General features: G+C 43.8%; 16 protein-coding genes and 1 other annotated feature. All 16 genes read left to right on the top strand.

Going from position 1 to position 17,779, the window contains the following annotated elements; all coding sequences use genetic code 11:
• Positions 1 to 11: 11 nt before the first annotated feature.
• The 16 genes from ACTNA4_RS04455 (at position 12) to ACTNA4_RS04380 (ending at position 17,714) form a co-directional block, all read left to right on the top strand.
• Positions 12 to 164 (top strand): hypothetical protein, encoded by a 153-nt coding sequence (locus ACTNA4_RS04455; protein WP_427806251.1) that lies wholly within the window; start codon positions 12 to 14, stop codon positions 162 to 164.
• A gap of 15 nt (positions 165 to 179) precedes the next feature.
• Positions 180 to 677, top strand: coding sequence for a VanZ family protein (locus ACTNA4_RS04450; RefSeq protein ID WP_441028718.1), 498 nt, complete (start codon positions 180 to 182; stop codon positions 675 to 677).
• Positions 628 to 1,005 (top strand): DUF6142 family protein, encoded by a 378-nt coding sequence (locus ACTNA4_RS04445; protein ID WP_441028716.1) that lies wholly within the window; start codon positions 628 to 630, stop codon positions 1,003 to 1,005. The genes ACTNA4_RS04450 and ACTNA4_RS04445 overlap by 50 nt, the downstream gene beginning before the upstream one ends.
• Entirely contained in the window at positions 1,002 to 3,044 is a 2,043-nt protein-coding gene (locus ACTNA4_RS04440) for an aminopeptidase (RefSeq protein WP_441028785.1), read from the top strand. Before ACTNA4_RS04445 ends, ACTNA4_RS04440 begins: the two co-directional genes overlap by 4 nt.
• A 118-nt stretch (positions 3,045 to 3,162) precedes the next feature.
• Complete coding sequence (gene purE, locus ACTNA4_RS04435) at positions 3,163 to 3,675, top strand: 5-(carboxyamino)imidazole ribonucleotide mutase (protein WP_427806254.1); 513 nt, start codon at positions 3,163 to 3,165, stop codon at positions 3,673 to 3,675.
• A 25-nt stretch (positions 3,676 to 3,700) separates the two neighbouring features.
• Positions 3,701 to 4,726 (top strand): phosphoribosylformylglycinamidine cyclo-ligase, encoded by a 1,026-nt coding sequence (purM, locus tag ACTNA4_RS04430; protein WP_441028714.1) that lies wholly within the window; start codon positions 3,701 to 3,703, stop codon positions 4,724 to 4,726.
• Entirely contained in the window at positions 4,720 to 5,346 is a 627-nt protein-coding gene (gene purN, locus ACTNA4_RS04425; protein WP_427818862.1) for a phosphoribosylglycinamide formyltransferase, read from the top strand. Before purM ends, purN begins: the two co-directional genes overlap by 7 nt.
• Before the next feature lie 10 nt (positions 5,347 to 5,356).
• Entirely contained in the window at positions 5,357 to 6,628 is a 1,272-nt protein-coding gene (purD, locus tag ACTNA4_RS04420) for a phosphoribosylamine--glycine ligase (RefSeq protein ID WP_441028712.1), read from the top strand.
• A gap of 174 nt (positions 6,629 to 6,802) precedes the next feature.
• Complete coding sequence (locus tag ACTNA4_RS04415) at positions 6,803 to 7,339, top strand: DUF6323 family protein (protein ID WP_441028710.1); 537 nt, start codon at positions 6,803 to 6,805, stop codon at positions 7,337 to 7,339.
• A gap of 4 nt (positions 7,340 to 7,343) precedes the next feature.
• The gene (locus ACTNA4_RS04410; RefSeq protein WP_441028708.1) at positions 7,344 to 8,129 is read left to right on the top strand and encodes a DUF6179 domain-containing protein; all 786 of its coding nucleotides are present in this window, start codon (positions 7,344 to 7,346) and stop codon (positions 8,127 to 8,129) included.
• Positions 8,130 to 8,205: 76 nt separating this feature from the next.
• A complete protein-coding gene (locus tag ACTNA4_RS04405; protein WP_441028706.1) occupies positions 8,206 to 9,444 on the top strand; it encodes a DUF1015 domain-containing protein in 1,239 nt (412 codons plus the stop codon).
• Positions 9,445 to 9,554: 110 nt separating this feature from the next.
• Positions 9,555 to 9,787, top strand: a binding site (T-box leader).
• An 80-nt stretch (positions 9,788 to 9,867) separates the two neighbouring features.
• Complete coding sequence (locus ACTNA4_RS04400; RefSeq protein WP_441028704.1) at positions 9,868 to 12,516, top strand: valine--tRNA ligase; 2,649 nt, start codon at positions 9,868 to 9,870, stop codon at positions 12,514 to 12,516.
• A gap of 83 nt (positions 12,517 to 12,599) precedes the next feature.
• Positions 12,600 to 14,858, top strand: a complete 2,259-nt coding sequence (locus tag ACTNA4_RS04395; RefSeq protein WP_441028702.1) for an LTA synthase family protein — start codon at positions 12,600 to 12,602, stop codon at positions 14,856 to 14,858.
• A gap of 24 nt (positions 14,859 to 14,882) precedes the next feature.
• Positions 14,883 to 16,193 (top strand): bifunctional folylpolyglutamate synthase/dihydrofolate synthase, encoded by a 1,311-nt coding sequence (locus ACTNA4_RS04390; protein ID WP_441028700.1) that lies wholly within the window; start codon positions 14,883 to 14,885, stop codon positions 16,191 to 16,193.
• Positions 16,186 to 16,320 carry a hypothetical protein gene (locus tag ACTNA4_RS04385; protein WP_427806263.1) on the top strand — a complete coding sequence of 45 codons (135 nt, stop codon included), beginning with the start codon at positions 16,186 to 16,188 and terminating at the stop codon, positions 16,318 to 16,320. The genes ACTNA4_RS04390 and ACTNA4_RS04385 overlap by 8 nt, the downstream gene beginning before the upstream one ends.
• A gap of 11 nt (positions 16,321 to 16,331) precedes the next feature.
• The gene (locus ACTNA4_RS04380; protein ID WP_427806264.1) at positions 16,332 to 17,714 is read left to right on the top strand and encodes a tetratricopeptide repeat protein; all 1,383 of its coding nucleotides are present in this window, start codon (positions 16,332 to 16,334) and stop codon (positions 17,712 to 17,714) included.
• Positions 17,715 to 17,779 lie beyond the last annotated feature (65 nt).

Genomic DNA, 17,779 nt, shown 5'->3' with positions numbered 1-17,779 from the left:
GAGGAAATCCGATGACTGAGAAAGCATATAAAGTAATGGGATATACCGGAGCAGCGAGTCTTGCAGTGGGAATCGTAATGATTGTTGTCGGTGTTGTGGCCGGAGTAGTCATGATCATCAGTGGGGCGAATCTGTTCAAGGCAAAAAGAGGTTTGACGTTTTAGGAAGGATGCTTTGAATTGAAAGCAAAAAAAAGGAAGCGATTTCGGATACTCGGAAAGATCTTATTTGTGTTATATATAGGATTTCTATTGTATTTTTTGATCTTTTCGGACTGGTATGGACGAACCGGAGAAATGAGAGAATATCATTATAATCTGGTTCTGTTTCAGGAAATCAATAGATTTTGGTATCACCGGGACCGGCTTGGTTGGATCGCATATGCGAATCTGTTTGGCAATGTACTGATTTTTGTACCGTTTGGATTTTTTATGCCGATGGCAAGCAGGTACCGAAGTCTCTTTCTGACGCTGTTCTATAGTTTTGGACTGAGCTTCCTTGTGGAAGCTTTTCAGTTTGTTTCCCGGGTGGGGAGCTTTGATGTGGATGATCTGCTGCTCAATATGATCGGCGGTGTGCTCGGATACATTATATTTGTAATTTGCAACACGATAAGGAGATGGCATGATGCGAATCGGGAGAGAAAAAGAGCAGGCGCGAGAAAGGGAAAGAGATAGAGAGAGAAAAAAAAGGGGAAACCGGAAATATGGACAGGCGAAACTCAGACATTCCAGGAAAGGCCTGTTGTCCTGTATGATAGCGGTTGTTGTTGCGGGGATTTTTGTCGCATTGATCCTGACCGCTTTTATACATAAAGGAAACTCGGTGGCGATGATCGGCAGCTTCGGGCTTTTTGATATGATTCTTGCAGGAGTGGGGCTGAGTATTGGAGTAAAAGGGTTTCGTGAGCGGGATAAGAATTATCTAAGCTGTAAAATAGGCATAGGAATCAATGGATTTATATTGTTCTGTCTTATCCTGGTGTTTGTAAGGGGGCTTATATAGTGGAAGAAAGATACTATCTGACATTGGAACGAATTATGAAAATTACCGAAGAAAATACGGTAAAAGAACCGTATCAATCTTATTTTCGACATGTGGCGGAATTCTTGCTAAGGATTCATGATATCAAAGACAGCAGACATACTTCAGCGAGAGCGAGTATGACGAAGGAACGTCTGGAAGAAGAGATGCAAATGCTTTACTATGATGTGCTGCCCCAGAATTATGAGACATCCTACGCAAATCCGGAATATGCCGTGAGAGAACTCGGAGAAGAACTCGGTGCTTTTTTAAGTGCACTTTATACGGAACTTCGTGGAGATATCGGATATGTGTATGAGGAACGATATGATTATATCGTTATAGGAAACGAATTATTCATTGAAATTTACAATAAATTTGAAGAAGAAGAGACTCCTTCGCCTGAAAGTCTGAAGGAGATTTTTTACTGGTATGCCAGTGATTATTGTGATGTCTATGCAGCGGACAGAGTGGTTGAGCAGATCGATCCTGAGGCATATGATTTTGCAGTAAAGCGTATTATGGAGTCGGATCTGACAGACCTCAGATACCTGTACCGGTTTGGAGAATATGTGAGTGAAAATGAATTAAAGACGGCAGAATATCTGAATAGTCTTCCACAGGAGACCATTGATAAGATGGCGGATACCTATACAGAGGGATTTCGTGTAGGATTCATCAATACGGGTAAAGATTTGTCAAAGAAATCTGTTGTCAATATTCGGTATGTACTGGGATTTGAACGAGTTGTACGCAAGGCTATTCAAAATTTTGAAAAAATGGGATTGAAGCCGACCATTTACAGAGCTGCATCCAGCGTGATTACGCGTCCGCGTCTGGGAAAGAATGGATTCTATGGAGGAATTCCGAATAAGCAGTACGATTATGATCATAAAGATGATCTGGGGCTGGTCCTGGATAAACAATTCATGGAAAGAAAGCTGGAAGTGATGCGGACTGTTTTGGAGAAAAATAAAGAGCTGGCGGGGAGTTTTGCAGGTCCTGCGGTCATGGAAGTATTTGGCGAAAAACCGTTTGCACCGGTGACCAAACCGGAAGCGGTTACTTTCTCGAAAAAGCAGGAAGAGTTACTTCTTATAATGAATTCTCGTGCAGGTCAGATTACCAATCAATACATCAAAGGTGAGGAGAGAAGTTTTACGATCATTTCCTGGCCACTTCCGGAAATTGGGAATAACTATCCGGAAATTTTTGATGAAGTCATCCGGATCAATACACTGGATGCAAATGTATATGAAAAGGTGCAGCAGACGCTGATCGATGCGCTGGATCAGGGAGAATATGTTAGAATTTTTGGAAAAGGAGCCAATAAGACTGATTTGAAGGTGAGCCTTTGCAGACTTAAGAATCCGGAGAAGGAAACCATTTTTGAGAATTGTGTCGCGGATGTGAATATTCCGGTCGGCGAAGTGTTTACTTCCCCAATGCTTGAAGGAACGGAAGGCGTCTTATATGTAAGTAAGGTTTATCTGAACGAACTGCAGTACCGGGATTTGGAAATTCATTTTAAAGAAGGAAAAACGACAGAATATACTTGTAGTAACTTTGAATCTGAGGAAGAGAATAAAAAGTATATTTGTGATAATATTATGCACAATCATGAATCACTTCCATTGGGTGAGTTCGCAATCGGTACGAATACAACTGCATATATGGCAGCGAAAAAGTATGACATAGCGGATAAGCTTCCGATTCTGATCGCCGAAAAGATGGGACCGCATTTTGCGGTGGGGGATACCTGCTACAGCTGGGCGGAGGATAACGTGGTATATAATCCAAACGGCAAGGAGATCATCGCCAAAGAGAACAGTGTGAGTGCATGCCGGAAAGAAAACCCGGAACAAGCATATTTCCAGTGTCATACGGATATTACCATTCCATATGAGGAACTGGGAAAAATCAGTGTATTTACTTGTGAAGGAAAAGAAATTGTATTGATCGAGAATGGACGTTTTACGCTTCCGGGAACGGAAATTCTGAATGAACCTTTGGATAAATAGGAGATTTCTGTATCTGAGATTCTTTTTTGAGTTGACAGAGGAAAGAAGTGTTAGTAAAATAGCTAATAAATAAAGAGATATTTATTAAAATACTTATAAATAAGAAAAGGAGACTATTATGCCAAAAGTAGGAATTGTAATGGGCAGTGACTCTGACATGAAGGTTATGAGCAAAGCTGCGGACATGCTGGAGAAATTTGGAATCGAGTATGAGATGACAATTATTTCTGCACACCGTGAACCGGACGTGTTCTATGAATACGCAAAGTCTGCGGAGGCAAAGGACTTTAAGGTCATTATTGCCGGTGCAGGTATGGCAGCGCATCTTCCGGGAATGTGCGCGGCAATTTTCCCAATGCCGGTTATTGGGGTCCCGATGTCAGGAAAGAATCTTGAGGGGATGGATGCACTGTATTCTATCGTTCAGATGCCGCCGGGAATTCCGGTTGCTACGGTGGCAATAGATGGCGGGGCGAATGCAGCAATTCTTGCAGCTAAGATTCTGGCAACATCGAATCCGGAACTGCTTCAGAAGTTGAAAGACTATACTGCTGAGATGAAAGAAACGGTGCAGAAGAAAGCAGAAAAACTGGAAAAGCTCGGACATAAAGAATACTTAAAACAGATGTAGAAAAACAGTTAATGGAGGATTTGAGATGGACTATAAGAATGCGGGTGTAGATATCGAAGCTGGTTATAAATCAGTGAAGCTTATGAAGAAACATATTCAGCAGACGATGAGAGAAGAAGTTCTTGGAGGAATCGGAGGATTCTCAGGTGCATTTTCTCTTGAAAAATTTAAAAATATGGAAAAACCGACCCTCGTTTCCGGTACAGACGGTGTTGGAACCAAGCTAAAGCTGGCGTTCCTTCTGGATCGACATGATACCATCGGAATTGATTGTGTTGCGATGTGTGTAAATGACATTGCATGTGCAGGTGGAGAACCGTTATTTTTCCTGGATTATATCGCATGTGGAAAGAATGAACCTGAAAAGATTGCTACGATCGTAAGCGGTGTGGCAGAAGGATGTAAACAGTCCGGATGTGCCCTGATCGGTGGAGAGACCGCTGAGATGCCGGGATTCTATCCGGTAGATGAGTACGATCTTGCCGGATTTGCAGTCGGAATCGTTGATGAGAAGGACCTGATCACTGGAAAAGATCTGAAGCCGGGCGATGTTCTGATCGGTATGGCTTCGTCAGGAGTACATAGTAACGGTTTCTCTCTTGTAAGAAAAGTATTCAGCATGAAGCCGGAAGTCCTGAACGCAGAATATGAATGTCTGGGAACAACGCTTGGAGATGCACTTCTTGCACCGACCAAGATTTATGTAAAAGCACTTCGTACGGTGAAGGAAGCGGGTGTTAAGATCAAAGCCTGCAGCCATATTACCGGCGGCGGATTCTATGAGAACATTCCGCGTATGCTGATCGAAGGTACTCACGCAGTAGTGAAGAAAGACAGCTACCCGATTCCACCGATCTTCCGTATGCTTGCAGAAGACGGTGATATTGAAGAAAGAGCAATGTACAATACGTTCAATATGGGTCTTGGAATGATTGTAGCAGTAGATGAAAAAGACGTGGATGCAGCTATGAAGGCAATGAAGGAAGCCGGAGAAGAACCATATGTGGTAGGATATGTAGAGGCAGGAGAAAAAGGAGTAACCGTATGCTAAGAGTTGCAGTTCTTGTATCCGGAGGCGGAACAAATCTGCAGGCGATTATTGATGCGGTGGAAAACGGGACGATCACGAATACGCAGATCGTCGGAGTAATCAGTAACAATAAGAATGCGTTTGCACTGGAAAGGGCCGGGAGACATGGAATCCCGGCACAGTGCATTTCTCCGAAGGATTTTGAGACAAGAGACGAATTTAACAGAGTATTTTTGGACAAGGTCAATGAACTGAAGGCAGATTTGATCGTACTCGCCGGATTCCTGGTTGTGATTCCGGAGATGATGATCCGGGAATACCGGAATCGTATCATCAATATTCATCCGTCACTGATTCCGTCATTTTGCGGAACCGGATTTTACGGGCTGAAAGTTCATGAGGCGGCGCTTAAAAGAGGCGTAAAAGTGGTAGGTGCCACAGTGCATTTTGTGGATGAAGGAACAGATACCGGACCGATCATTCTGCAGAAAGCAGTATCAGTAGAAGAAGGTGACACTCCGGAAATTCTGCAGAGACGTGTCATGGAGCAGGCGGAATGGAAGATTCTTCCGCAGGCTATTGATCTGATTGCAAATGGTAAGGTTCAGATTGTGGATGGAAAGGTATCCATCGCACAGTAAGGAGGGACTTATGAAGGTATTAATTGTTGGCGGCGGCGGAAGAGAGCACGCTATCGCGTATTGTGTGGCAAAGAGCAGCAAAGTAGAAAAGATTTATTGTGCACCCGGAAATGCGGGGATTGCAGAATTTGCAGAATGTGTTCCGATCGGAGCAATGGAATTCGATAAGCTGACAGCATTTGCGAAGGATAACGCAATTGATCTTGCAATCGTGGGAATGGATGATCCGCTGGTAGGCGGTCTGGTAGACGAGTTTGAAGCTGCAGGTATCCGTGCATTCGGTCCGAGAAAAAATGCGGCGATCCTGGAAGGAAGCAAGGCGTTCTCTAAAGATCTGATGAAAAAATATGATATCCCGACAGCAGCGTATGAAAACTTTGATGACCCGGAAAAAGCGCTTGCTTATCTGGAAACAGCGAAATTCCCGATCGTGCTGAAGGCCGACGGACTTGCACTCGGTAAAGGCGTGCTGATCTGCAACACGCTGGAAGAGGCGAAAGACGGTGTCAAAGAAATCATGCTCGACAAGAAGTTCGGTGCCTCAGGTAATACGATGGTTGTTGAAGAATTTATGACCGGACGTGAGGTGTCTGTTCTCTCATTTGTTGACGGCAAGACGATCAAGACGATGACAAGTGCACAGGATCACAAGCGTGCAAAGGACGGCGATCAGGGACTGAACACCGGAGGAATGGGAACATTCTCTCCAAGCCCGTTCTACACGGAAGAAGTAGATGAATTCTGTCAGAAATATGTTTACCAGAAAACGGTAGACGCTATGGCGGCAGAAGGAAGAGAATTCAAGGGAATCATTTTCTTCGGACTGATGCTGACACAGGACGGACCGAAAGTTCTGGAGTACAACGCAAGATTCGGAGATCCGGAAGCACAGGTTGTTCTCCCGAGAATGAAGAATGATCTGATCGAGGTCATTGAAGCCTGTATCGACGGAACGCTGGATCAGATTAATCTGGAATTTGAAGACAACGCAGCAGTCTGTGTTGTATTAGCTTCAGACGGTTATCCGCTCGCATACGAAAAGGGAATTCCAATCACGGGACTGGAAGAATTCAAGAAGCATGAAGGATATTACTGCTTCCATGCGGGAACAAAGTTTAACGGCGATCAGATCGTGACGAACGGAGGACGTGTACTGGGAGTGACCGCGAAGGGTGCGACTCTGAAAGAAGCACGTGCAAATGCATATGCGGCAACCGAATGGGTAAAATTTGATAATAAATATATGCGCCATGATATCGGAAAAGCGATTGATGAAGCATAGATAAAACAGTACAGAAAGAGGAAAGATTTTGATGAATTATCGAAAATCTTTCCTCTTTCTGTAATTATATTACCATAAAATGGCCAAAATTTCAAGACTGGTAAATAATCCTGTACTGCGGTATAATCGGCAGACGATAAACCAAATGAAATCATAATAAGGGGGGAAATCAGGATGGAAGAGAAAAACTGGATGCAGATCCTGTCCGGACAAAACCAGCTGGCGAAAGTCATAGCGACCAATCAGGTTACAGAAAAATTTGGCCTTGTATTATCAGAGGAGGATGCGAAGCTTCTGGTGAATGAAAAGTCGGAAAGTCTGAAGGAGCAGAAAAGAATCGAATATGGGGAGAGCATCCTTCCGAAGATCATTTATGAATTCTGCGATTCGGATTACATTTCCCAGAGAAATTATGTGGAGACGATCGGACGTCTTCAGGACATTTTCTTTCTTTACAAGAATGAGATGATGGATGAAATATCGGATGACGAACTTCTGCATTTTATGAAGGAGCAGTTTGAGACTGTCTGTTATGGAGATCTGGAATATCTGGAGAGCACCTGTCTGGATGTTTTTGCGCAGGCGATCCGGGCAGGATATCAGGGATACCATGTGACAGAAGGAAAGTCAGAATACGGAAAATTCGATCTGGTATCCCGTTGGGATCACGAAGTTTATCTGGAAGTATTGAAAGAATTGTGTTGGAGGTAGCGAGATGAAATATCTGGAATATGAGATAGAGGAACTGATACCAATCGTAATCCGGCTTGCAGAGAAATATACTTCTAAAGAAAGTACATCGATTACCTACGAAGCGGCAGCACATCTGATGGAAGCGGTGCAGTATTGCATCCGGGAATATGTGCAGGAAGAGCAGGAAACAGATAAAGAAGGGGAGGCGGATAGACAGATGCCGGAGGTTTCTAAGAAGAAAGTTCCGGCTGAACTGGCTTATGAGAGAGGATACCAGATTGTACTGGAAAAAGTGGATTGTGTCAGACGTATGTATCATGTCATTCTTCCGAATTTTAAATCATACGGCAATGAAAATTACAAAGATACATTTGAAAAGGGTATTCCGGCATTTCTGCGTTACTATAACCCGAGATTTGCCCCTCAGGATCCGGTTATCACGATGGACTATCCGGTGCTCTGGAGCATGGAGCAGCTTCAGGGAGTAGATGCGGTTGAGAAATATGTGGAAGCAATCCGCCTGGAGCAGAGATTCCTTGGAAAACTTCCCGATGAGTATGTCAGAAGAACACTGGAAGAATATCAGTATGATTATGAAAGGCAGTTTTTCAATATCTGCAATATCGTGCTGCGGGGAATTCTTCGCCGTATGATGGGGGAGAATGTACCGGAGCCGGAGCACCTGGAAAGGGCGATAGAAGGGTATCTGAGAATTCTCGTGAAGGAGCAGTACAAAGACTCGAAGGATTTGCTGCGGTATCTCGGGGAAGATGTAAAAGATTTCTGGGTGGAGTTAAAACAGAGATAATTTCTATTGCTAAATCAGTACAAAGAGAGTAAACTGGACATAAATTTACCAAATGTGATAGAAGAGGGTGAAGAACATGGCAGAGATCAGACCGTTCAGAGGAGTCCGTCCGGCGCCGGAGGTTGTCGCGCAGATTGCAGCACTCCCGTATGATGTATACAGCAGCAGAGAGGCGAGAAAAATCGTGGAGAATAATCCATTGTCTTTTTTGAAAATAGACCGTGCGGAGACGCAGTTTCCGGAAGGGACGGATATGTATTCGGAACAGGTATACGAAAGAGCCCGTGATACACTTCGTGAAATGAAGGCAGAGGGGCAGTTTGTTCAGGATGAGAATCCCTGTCTCTATCTTTATGAACTTACCATGGATGGCAGGAGCCAGAGAGGACTGGTGTGCTGTGCATCCGTAGATGATTATCTGAATCAGGTTATAAAAAAACATGAGAATACCAGAGAGGACAAAGAAATTGACCGGATTCGGCACGTCGATATCTGCAGTGCACATACGGGGCCCATTTTTCTGGCTTATCGTTCCAATGAAGGAATCAGAGAAAAGATTACGGAGGCGGTATCACGGATGCCGGTGTATGATTTCGTGAGTGATGATGGAATCAGGCATCGTGTCTGGAAAATAGAAGAGGAAGAATGGAACCTGGATATCTGCAGACGATTCGGTGAACTGGATAGTCTTTATATCGCAGATGGACATCATCGGGCAGCGTCTGCTGTAAAGGTGGCGCTTAAGAGAAGAAAGGAAAATCCGGAATACACCGGAAAAGAAGAATTTAATTATTTTCTGGCGGTTCTTTTTGATGAGGCAGAACTAAGGATTCTGGATTATAACAGAGTGGTGCATCAGGTTCCAAGTGAGATTATTGGAAATCTTCCGGAGCTTCTTAAGAGCGGGTTTTGGGTTGAGTACACAGGGAAAGAAGAAATCCGGCCGCGGCAGAAAGGTGAAATTGCCATGTATCTAGAAGAAGGATGGTACCTTCTTAAGGCAAAACCGAAAATTTTCCCGGAAGATGCCGTGAGAGGTTTGGATGTTTCTATTCTTCAGGATCACATTCTTTCACCGGTTATGGGAATCCAGGATCCGAAGACCGATACAAGGATCCAGTTTGTCGGAGGAATCCGCGGCCTTAAGGAACTGATGAATATTGTGGATGGGGAGGAAAATGCAGTGGCATTTGCCATGTTCCCGACTTCTATGCGGGAACTTCTTGAAGTGGCGGATGAAGGGAGACTGATGCCGCCAAAATCCACATGGTTTGAACCAAAACTAAGAAGCGGAATCTTTATTCATGAGTTTTAGTGCACTGCCCCAGCACACTAGATTCTAAAGATTTTATGAATCTTTTATGAATCTTGATTTTCCATTCTTGACAAACCGGGGATTGAATACTATTATAATCAATAGTTATGAGAAAGGCAGAGAGAAAGAGGAGTATGTATTTAGGGCCGGAAAGAGAGGACCATTCACTGGCTGAAAGGTGGTTCACGGGAAACGGATACAGAAGGTAGCTTTTGAGCCGGATATCTGAACGGGCGAGTAGGATATCACGGGGTGGTTTCCGTTACAGAACTATGAGATATATGAAGTATTAGAGAGACTTCATATAACAAAGGTGGTACCGCGTGATTACTACGCCCTTTACGTTTTGTAGAGGGCGTTTTTACATTCTTGGCGGAACCTTTATGAACACACAGAAAGTGAATGAAATTTGAGGAGGAAGCAATGAGTAAGAATTTGGAGAAAACATATAATCCGAAAGAAATTGAACCGAAGCTTTACAAAAAGTGGTGTGAGAAAAAGTACTTCCACGCAGAGGTGGACAGAGACAGGAAGCCGTTTACAACGGTGATGCCGCCACCGAATATCACAGGAAAGCTGCACATGGGACATGCGCTTGACAATACGCTTCAGGACATCCTGATCCGTTACAAAAGAATGCAGGGCTACAATGCACTCTGGATTCCGGGAACAGACCATGCGGCGATTTCGACAGAAGTAAAGGTTACGAATCAACTCAAAGCAGAAGGAATTGATAAGAAAGAGCTGGGAAGAGAAGGATTCCTTAAGAGGACCTGGCAGTGGAAGGAAGAATATGCCGGAACCATCGAGAGACAGCTTGAAAAGCTCGGTGTATCCTGTGACTGGGACAGAGAACGTTTCACCATGGACGAAGGATGTTCCAAAGCAGTAGAAGAAGTATTCATCCGCTTATATGAAAAAGGATATATTTACAAAGGCTCACGCATCGTCAACTGGTGTCCGGTATGTAAGACCTGTCTTTCAGACGCAGAAGTAGAACACGAAGAACAGGCAGGACATTTCTGGCATATCAAGTATCCGATCATCGGAACAGACCGGTTCCTTGAGATCGCTACAACGCGTCCGGAGACGATGCTTGGTGATACGGCGATTGCGGTACATCCGGATGATGAGAGATATACAGATATTGTAGGCAAGATGGTACTGCTTCCACTGGTTGGAAGAGAAATACCGATTGTTGCCGATTCTTATGTGGATAAAGAATTTGGAACAGGAGCGGTTAAGATCACACCGGCTCACGATCCGAACGACTTTGAAGTAGGAAAACGTCATAACCTTCCGGAGATCAATATCATGAATGATGATGCAACGATCGTAGAAGGCTATGGAAAATATTCCGGCATGGATCGTTATGAGGCAAGAAAGGCTATCGTAGCAGATCTGGAAGAACAGGGATATCTGGTTAAAATTGAAGAACATACACATAATGTAGGAACTCATGACCGATGCGGAACAACGGTAGAACCGCTGATCAAACCACAGTGGTTTGTTAAGATGGACGAACTGGCAAAGCCGGCTATCGAAGCAATTCAAAAGGGAGAACTGAAGTTTGTTCCGGAGCGTTTCAATAAGATTTACCTGCACTGGCTGGAAAATATCCGTGACTGGTGTATTTCCCGTCAGATCTGGTGGGGGCACAGAATCCCGGCTTACTACTGTGATGAATGCGGTGAGTTTGTAGTCGCAAGAGAGATGCCGGAGGTTTGCCCGCATTGTGGATGCAAACATTTTACACAGGATGAAGATACACTGGATACATGGTTCAGTTCTGCACTGTGGCCATTCTCCACACTCGGCTGGCCGGATAAGACAGAGGATCTGGATTACTTCTATCCGACAGATGTACTGGTAACCGGATACGATATCATTTTCTTCTGGGTAATCCGTATGGTATTCTCCGGATACGAGCATACCGGAAAGGCACCGTTCCATACCGTACTGATCCATGGACTGGTACGTGACTCTCAGGGACGTAAGATGAGTAAATCACTTGGAAACGGAATCGATCCGCTGGAAATTATCGACGAGTACGGCGCCGATGCATTGCGTCTTACACTGGTAACCGGAAATGCACCGGGAAATGATATGCGTTTCTACAATGAACGTGTGGAATCCAGCCGGAATTTTGCAAATAAAGTCTGGAATGCATCACGGTTCATCCTGATGAATATGGAAGACAAAGTGATCTCCAAACCGGATGACAGGGATCTGACCATGACAGATAAATGGATTTTGTCCAAGGTGAATACACTTGCAAAAGATGTGACTGACAATATGGACAAATTCGAACTTGGTATCGCAGTACAGAAAGTATATGATTTCATCTGGGATGAATTCTGTGATTGGTATATCGAACTTGTAAAATACAGAATCTATCATTCTGATGAGAACTATAAGAGTGCAAATGCAGCACTCTGGACTCTGAAAACGGTTCTTGGAAATGCACTGAAGATGCTGCATCCATTTATGCCGTTTGTAACGGAGGAGATTTATGGAGCACTGGTTCCGGAAGAGGAATCTTTGATGATGTCTTCCTGGCCGAGCTATATTGATGAGTGGAACTTCCCGGAAGCAGAGAGGGTTACCGATCACATGAAGGAAGTCATCCGCGGTGTAAGAAATGCACGTGCAGAGATGAATGTTCCGCCTAGCCGCAAAGCGAAAGTGTTTGTCGTATGTGAAAGTGCTGAACTCAGGGAAGGACTTACGCAGCTGATCACTTCGGCATGTCCGCTTATGAGTGCGAGCGAATTGGATATTCAGGCTGATAAAGCAGGTATTGCAGATGATGCGGTGTCGATCGTAGTGCCGGATGCAGTGGTTTATGTTCCGCTGGAAGAACTGATCGATTTTGAACAGGAAATTGAGCGTCTTACAAAAGAAGAGGCAAGACTGAACAAAGAAATTGCCCGCGCAAACGGAATGCTGAACAATGAAAAATTTGTCAGCAAAGCACCTCAGGCAAAGGTTGATGAGGAAAAGGCGAAGCTTGAAAAATATACACAGATGCTTGAGCAGGTTAAAGAACGTCTTGCAGGTCTGAAAAAATAAAAGTATGGCAGGCAGATGCCGGAAGGTATCTGCCTGAATGGTGCATAAAAACGTAAAAAGAGAGGAATACAAGAGGTTGTTTTATGAAAAAAATTCAGTTTAAGAAATTCAAATTCAAGAAACCTGATATCAGTGGAAGTATTCAAAAACTGAAGAATTTAAGAATGGAAGACATCAAGGATTACTGGAAAATGAAGCATGAACGCCGGGAAAGGATTCTGGAGGAGCGAAGAAACAGTGAATTTTCCAGAAAGATGGCACCGTATTACCGGCTGATGAATCGTTTCTCGCTGCTTCTTCACGCAATCTGGGCAATTCTGATCAATTTTATAATTGAAGCCTTATCAAGACATTCTTTGATAGAAGCATGGGATTACATGACAAAGTCACCGCTTGTATTTTCCTATAATGCATTTATGATATTTGTCACTTTTACCGTTGTATATCTGGTACGGCGGAGGGTGTTTGCAAGAATTATTATCAGCGTGGTATGGTTGTTCCTGGGGGTCTGCAATGGCATCATGCTGTTGAAACGAGTTACGCCTTTTAATGCCCAGGATTTGAAGACTTTTAAAGAAGGCCTATCGCTTTTTACTAATTATTTTTCCCCGTTTGAACTGATCATGATTGCAGTCGGTGTGAGTGCACTTTTGGTATGGGGTGTTGCCATGTGGCGAAGAGGAGGGCAATATGAAGGAAAAATGCACCGTCTTCTTGCGCTTGCAGGTGTTATTGTGAGCTTTGGAGCATATTCTCTGGTGACAGATCTGGCAGTTGAAAACAGAGTTGTTTCCACATATTTTGGGAATATTGCGTTTGCCTATGAGGATTATGGACTTCCATATTGCTTTGCCGCGAGCCTGTTTAATACAGGAATTTCGCAGCCGAATGATTATAATGAAGATACAATTCAGAGAATCAGCAATAACGGAGAACTGACAGAGAGTACTGCTGATACGGATGTTATGCCGAATGTGCTTTTTGTGCAGCTGGAGTCATTCTTTGACACTTCTGAGTATGAAGCACTTCAGACATCGATGGATCCGTTGCCAAATCTTAGAGAGATGTTTGAAGAGTATTCTTCCGGGTATTTTAAAGTGCCTTCTGTAGGTGCCGGCACGGCGAACACGGAATTTGAGGTGCTGACGGGGATGAACCTGCGTTATTTCGGCCCGGGAGAATATCCGTATAAAACGGTTCTCAAGAATCAGACGGCAGAGAGTGCAGCCACTGCATTTGCCGAGTTCGGATATGGTACACATGCGATTCATAACAACGGCGGAAATTTCTACAGTCGTGCAAAAGTATTTAACAATATTGGATTTGATACATTTACCAGTAAAGAATTTATGAATATTCTTCAGTTGACTGAAAACGGATGGGCCAAGGATGATATTCTTCTAACGCATATTGCGGATGCGTTGGATTCAACAGAACAGCAGGATTTTGTCTTTACCATTAGTGTGCAGGGCCATGGAAATTACCCGGAGACGAAGCTGATCGAGAATCCGAGGATCACAGTCAGCGGAATGGAAACTGAGGAAAAGAATAATGCCTGGGAATATTATGTCAATCAGGTATATGAGATGGATCAGTTTGCCGGAAATCTGGTGAAGATGATGGAAGAGCGGGGAGAGCCTACGGTCATTGTTTTCTATGGTGACCATCTTCCGACAATGGGACTGGAGGCAAAGGATCTGAAGAGCCGTTATCTCTATAATACGAATTATGTGATCTGGGATAATCTTGGACTTGAGAAGCAGGATCGCAATATACCGGCATATCAGATTATGGCCGATGTGATGGAACGGTTGGGACTGCATTCCGGAACAGTATTTAATTACCATCAGCAGAGAAGAAAGACGAAGGATTATCTGCTCGATCTGGAACTTCTGCAGTATGATATACTTTATGGAAAACAGTATGTGTATGAGGGAGAGCTTCCGATTACGGAAGGCCATATGGAAATGGGAATTAAAGAAGTGACGCTGACCGGACTGAATAGTAATCTGAATGGAAGTTACAGCCTCTATGGAACAAACTTTACGAAATGGAGTAAAGTTTATATTAACGGAGAGAAGCAGAAGAGCACATTTTTGAATAATACGCGAATTGAACTTCCGGAAAGCAAACTGGAAGAGGGCGATATTATAACAGTTAGTCAGGTGGGATCCAGCAATACGATATTTCGCACATCTGCGGAATATATCTGGATGAGTGGAAACCTATTAAAATATACAGATGAGCTGAAGCAGCAACTGGAAAGAGATCAGGGTACGACAGTTTCTGAAGTGAAGGATACAGATGCAGAAAAAGAGCCGGAAACGGAGGAAAATCAGTAACATTCTGCACAGTGAGGGGAAAGCGTGAATTACGAAGAAATTATTCATTATATAGAAGAGATACCTAAATTTACGAAAAAACACACATTAGAACATACTCGGGATTTTTTGAGAAGACTTGGAAGTCCCTGTCACAACAGAAAAATCATTCATGTGGCAGGGACGAATGGAAAGGGGAGCGTCTGCGCATATATGCAGGCGATTCTTCTTTCTGAGGGGAAAAGTGTTGGACTTTTTACATCCCCTCATTTAGAAAAAATGAATGAGAGAATCAAAATTAACGGAATCGACATTACAGATGAAAAATTTGAAAAAATATTTAACAGTGTGAAGGGTGTCGTGAATGAAATGGAAGAGGAAGGAATCGGACACCCCTCGTATTTTGAATTTCTGTACGGAATGGGAATGACAGCATTTGAAGATGCCGGGACAGAGTATGTGATTCTGGAGACCGGGCTGGGAGGACGTCTGGATGCGACAAATTCATTTGCGCATCCGTGTCTTACGGTGATTACTTCCATTGGAATGGATCATACAGAGATTCTGGGGGATACGTTGGAACAGATTGCTGCAGAAAAGGCCGGGATCATAAAGGCAAAGGTTCCGGTTTTCTTCGATGGAAGCTGTCCGGAAGCAGCTGCCGTAATCCGTCGAATGGCAGCAAATGTCGGTGCACCATGTAAAGAAATCGGGAAAGATGCGTTCGAAATTCAGAAAATTACGGACAAACATATTGCTTTTTCCATTTGTAGTGAGTATGATAGTAATACCAAATGGCAGGTTGAAAGTACCGGCATTTATCAGGTTATGAATGCAGGAATAGCCATTATGGCGATGCGGTCCATATTGGGTGATGAGGCAGACACGGAGAAATGGAAGGCCGCAGTGGCTGCCACATACTGGCCGGGAAGAATGGAAACAGTTATGAAGAATGTCGTTCTGGATGGGGCACATAATCTGGCTGCAATAAACCGATTCGCGGAAAGTATCCGGGAGCAGAAAAAAGCAGGGAATTTATTGAAAGATAAACTGGTCATTTTATTTTCGGCTGTTTCGGATAAAGATTATGAACATATGATCAAGGTGCTTTGTCAGGATGTGGATGCAGACGTATATGTTATAACAAAACTGGAAGATAAAAGAGGGGCAGATGCCAGGACCCTGGCGGAAGTATTTGAGAAATATACGGAAAAGCCGGTTCTGGAAGAAGCGTCTCTTAGTGAGGCATTTGAACGTGCAATAGAAGAGAAAGGAAAGAATGGAAGGCTGTATTGCCTTGGTTCTTTGTATCTGATTGGTGAGCTGAAAAGGCTGATAGGAGGCAGACATGCTTAATTTTGAAGAAGAACTGAAGAAATTTAAACCAAGTCTGGAAGTGGAAGAGATTGAAAAAGCTGTTTATGAAGAAGATTTGACGGATATGACAGATATTTTGCGGGAGATGCTTGAAAAAGCAAAATAGGGGAGAGTTTCATGGATTATTTACAGAAGTTTGCGTATCAGTCAAATTACTGGTACAATGATGGTCTGAAAAAGGCAAAAATCCGGGATCTGTCCGGGGCTATTTTGTCTTTGAGGAGGAGTTTACAATATAACAGAGAGAATATTGCGGCAAGAAATCTATTGGGACTTGTGTATTATGGCCGAGGCGAAGTGGTAGAGGCTTTGGTGGAGTGGATCATCAGTAAGAATTTCAAGTCTTATGAGAATATTGCCAATTACTATATTAAAAAAGTACAGGAGACACCGAGTGAGCTGGAGACGATCAATCAGGCGATTCACAAATACAATCAGTGCCTTCTATATTGTCGCCAGAATGGAGAGGATCTTGCAATCATACAGCTTAAAAAGGTCATTGCAGCGCATCCGAGTTTCCTGAAGGCGCATCAGCTTCTTGCACTTTTATACCTTCATACAGAGCAGTATGCTAAGGCAAGGCAGATCTTGCGACGTGCGCATAAGATGGACATTACCAACGAGATCACACTTGCGTATATGCATGAATTGACACAGATGCGAAGTCAGAAAGTGGCAAAGCTGAAAGAAGAGAAGGAACAGACGGTAACCTATAATCTCGGAAATGAAACGATCATCCAGCCGGTATCTGCGAGCCTTAAAGATAATGCGGCTGTGCTGACGATTGTCAACATTCTGATTGGCATTCTGGTCGGGGCAGCAGTAGTCTGGTTTCTTATATCGCCTGCTGTCAACCAGAAACGTACAGAAAATGCGAACCGGAATGTGATTGCATTGAGTGAAGAGGTGGAGTCGCGGGATACACAGATTGAGACATTGAAAAAAGAACTGGAAAGTTATCGGAATACCAGTGATCAGGCAGAAAATGCATTGCAGACTGCCCAGTCCACACAGCAAAGTTATGAGGCTTTGATGAAGGTGGCGGAGCAGTACGAAGGCGGAGCAACCAGTAATGCAGACATGTTGGATGGACTGTTTACGGTGAGCCCGGATGCGCTGGGCGAACAAGGAAAAGCTATCTATGATGAAATCTCAGGAGAGCTTTTCCCGACGATGTGTTCACGCCTTCTTGCACGGGCAAAGGAGAATCTGAATGAAAGCAATTATGCAGATGCAGTCACGAATCTGGAGAAGGTCGTCAGAATGGAGGCAGGTTATAGCGATGGTGAGGCTATGAAACTTCTGGGAGATGCATATGCCGGCAGCGGTGATGCTGATAAGGCGAAAGAAGCATATGGGAAGGTCGTATCAGATTATTCAGGAACACAGGCTGCGACAGATGCCCAGAGTGCTCTGGATGCAATGAATACAGCATCGTCACAGAATGACGGACAAAATACAGCAGATGGCAGCCAGACGGGAAATACAGGAACAGAATAGAGGAAAATCATTATCATAATATACGAGAGAGAAGGATATGCGGATATGCATATCCTTTTTCTTTT

The organism is Bariatricus sp. HCP28S3_A7, assembly GCF_052066375.1.
Classification (GTDB): Bacteria; Bacillota; Clostridia; order Lachnospirales; family Lachnospiraceae; genus Allocoprococcus.
Note: the sequence above shows the minus strand (reverse complement) of the source record. Positions and strands in the feature narration are given on the sequence as shown.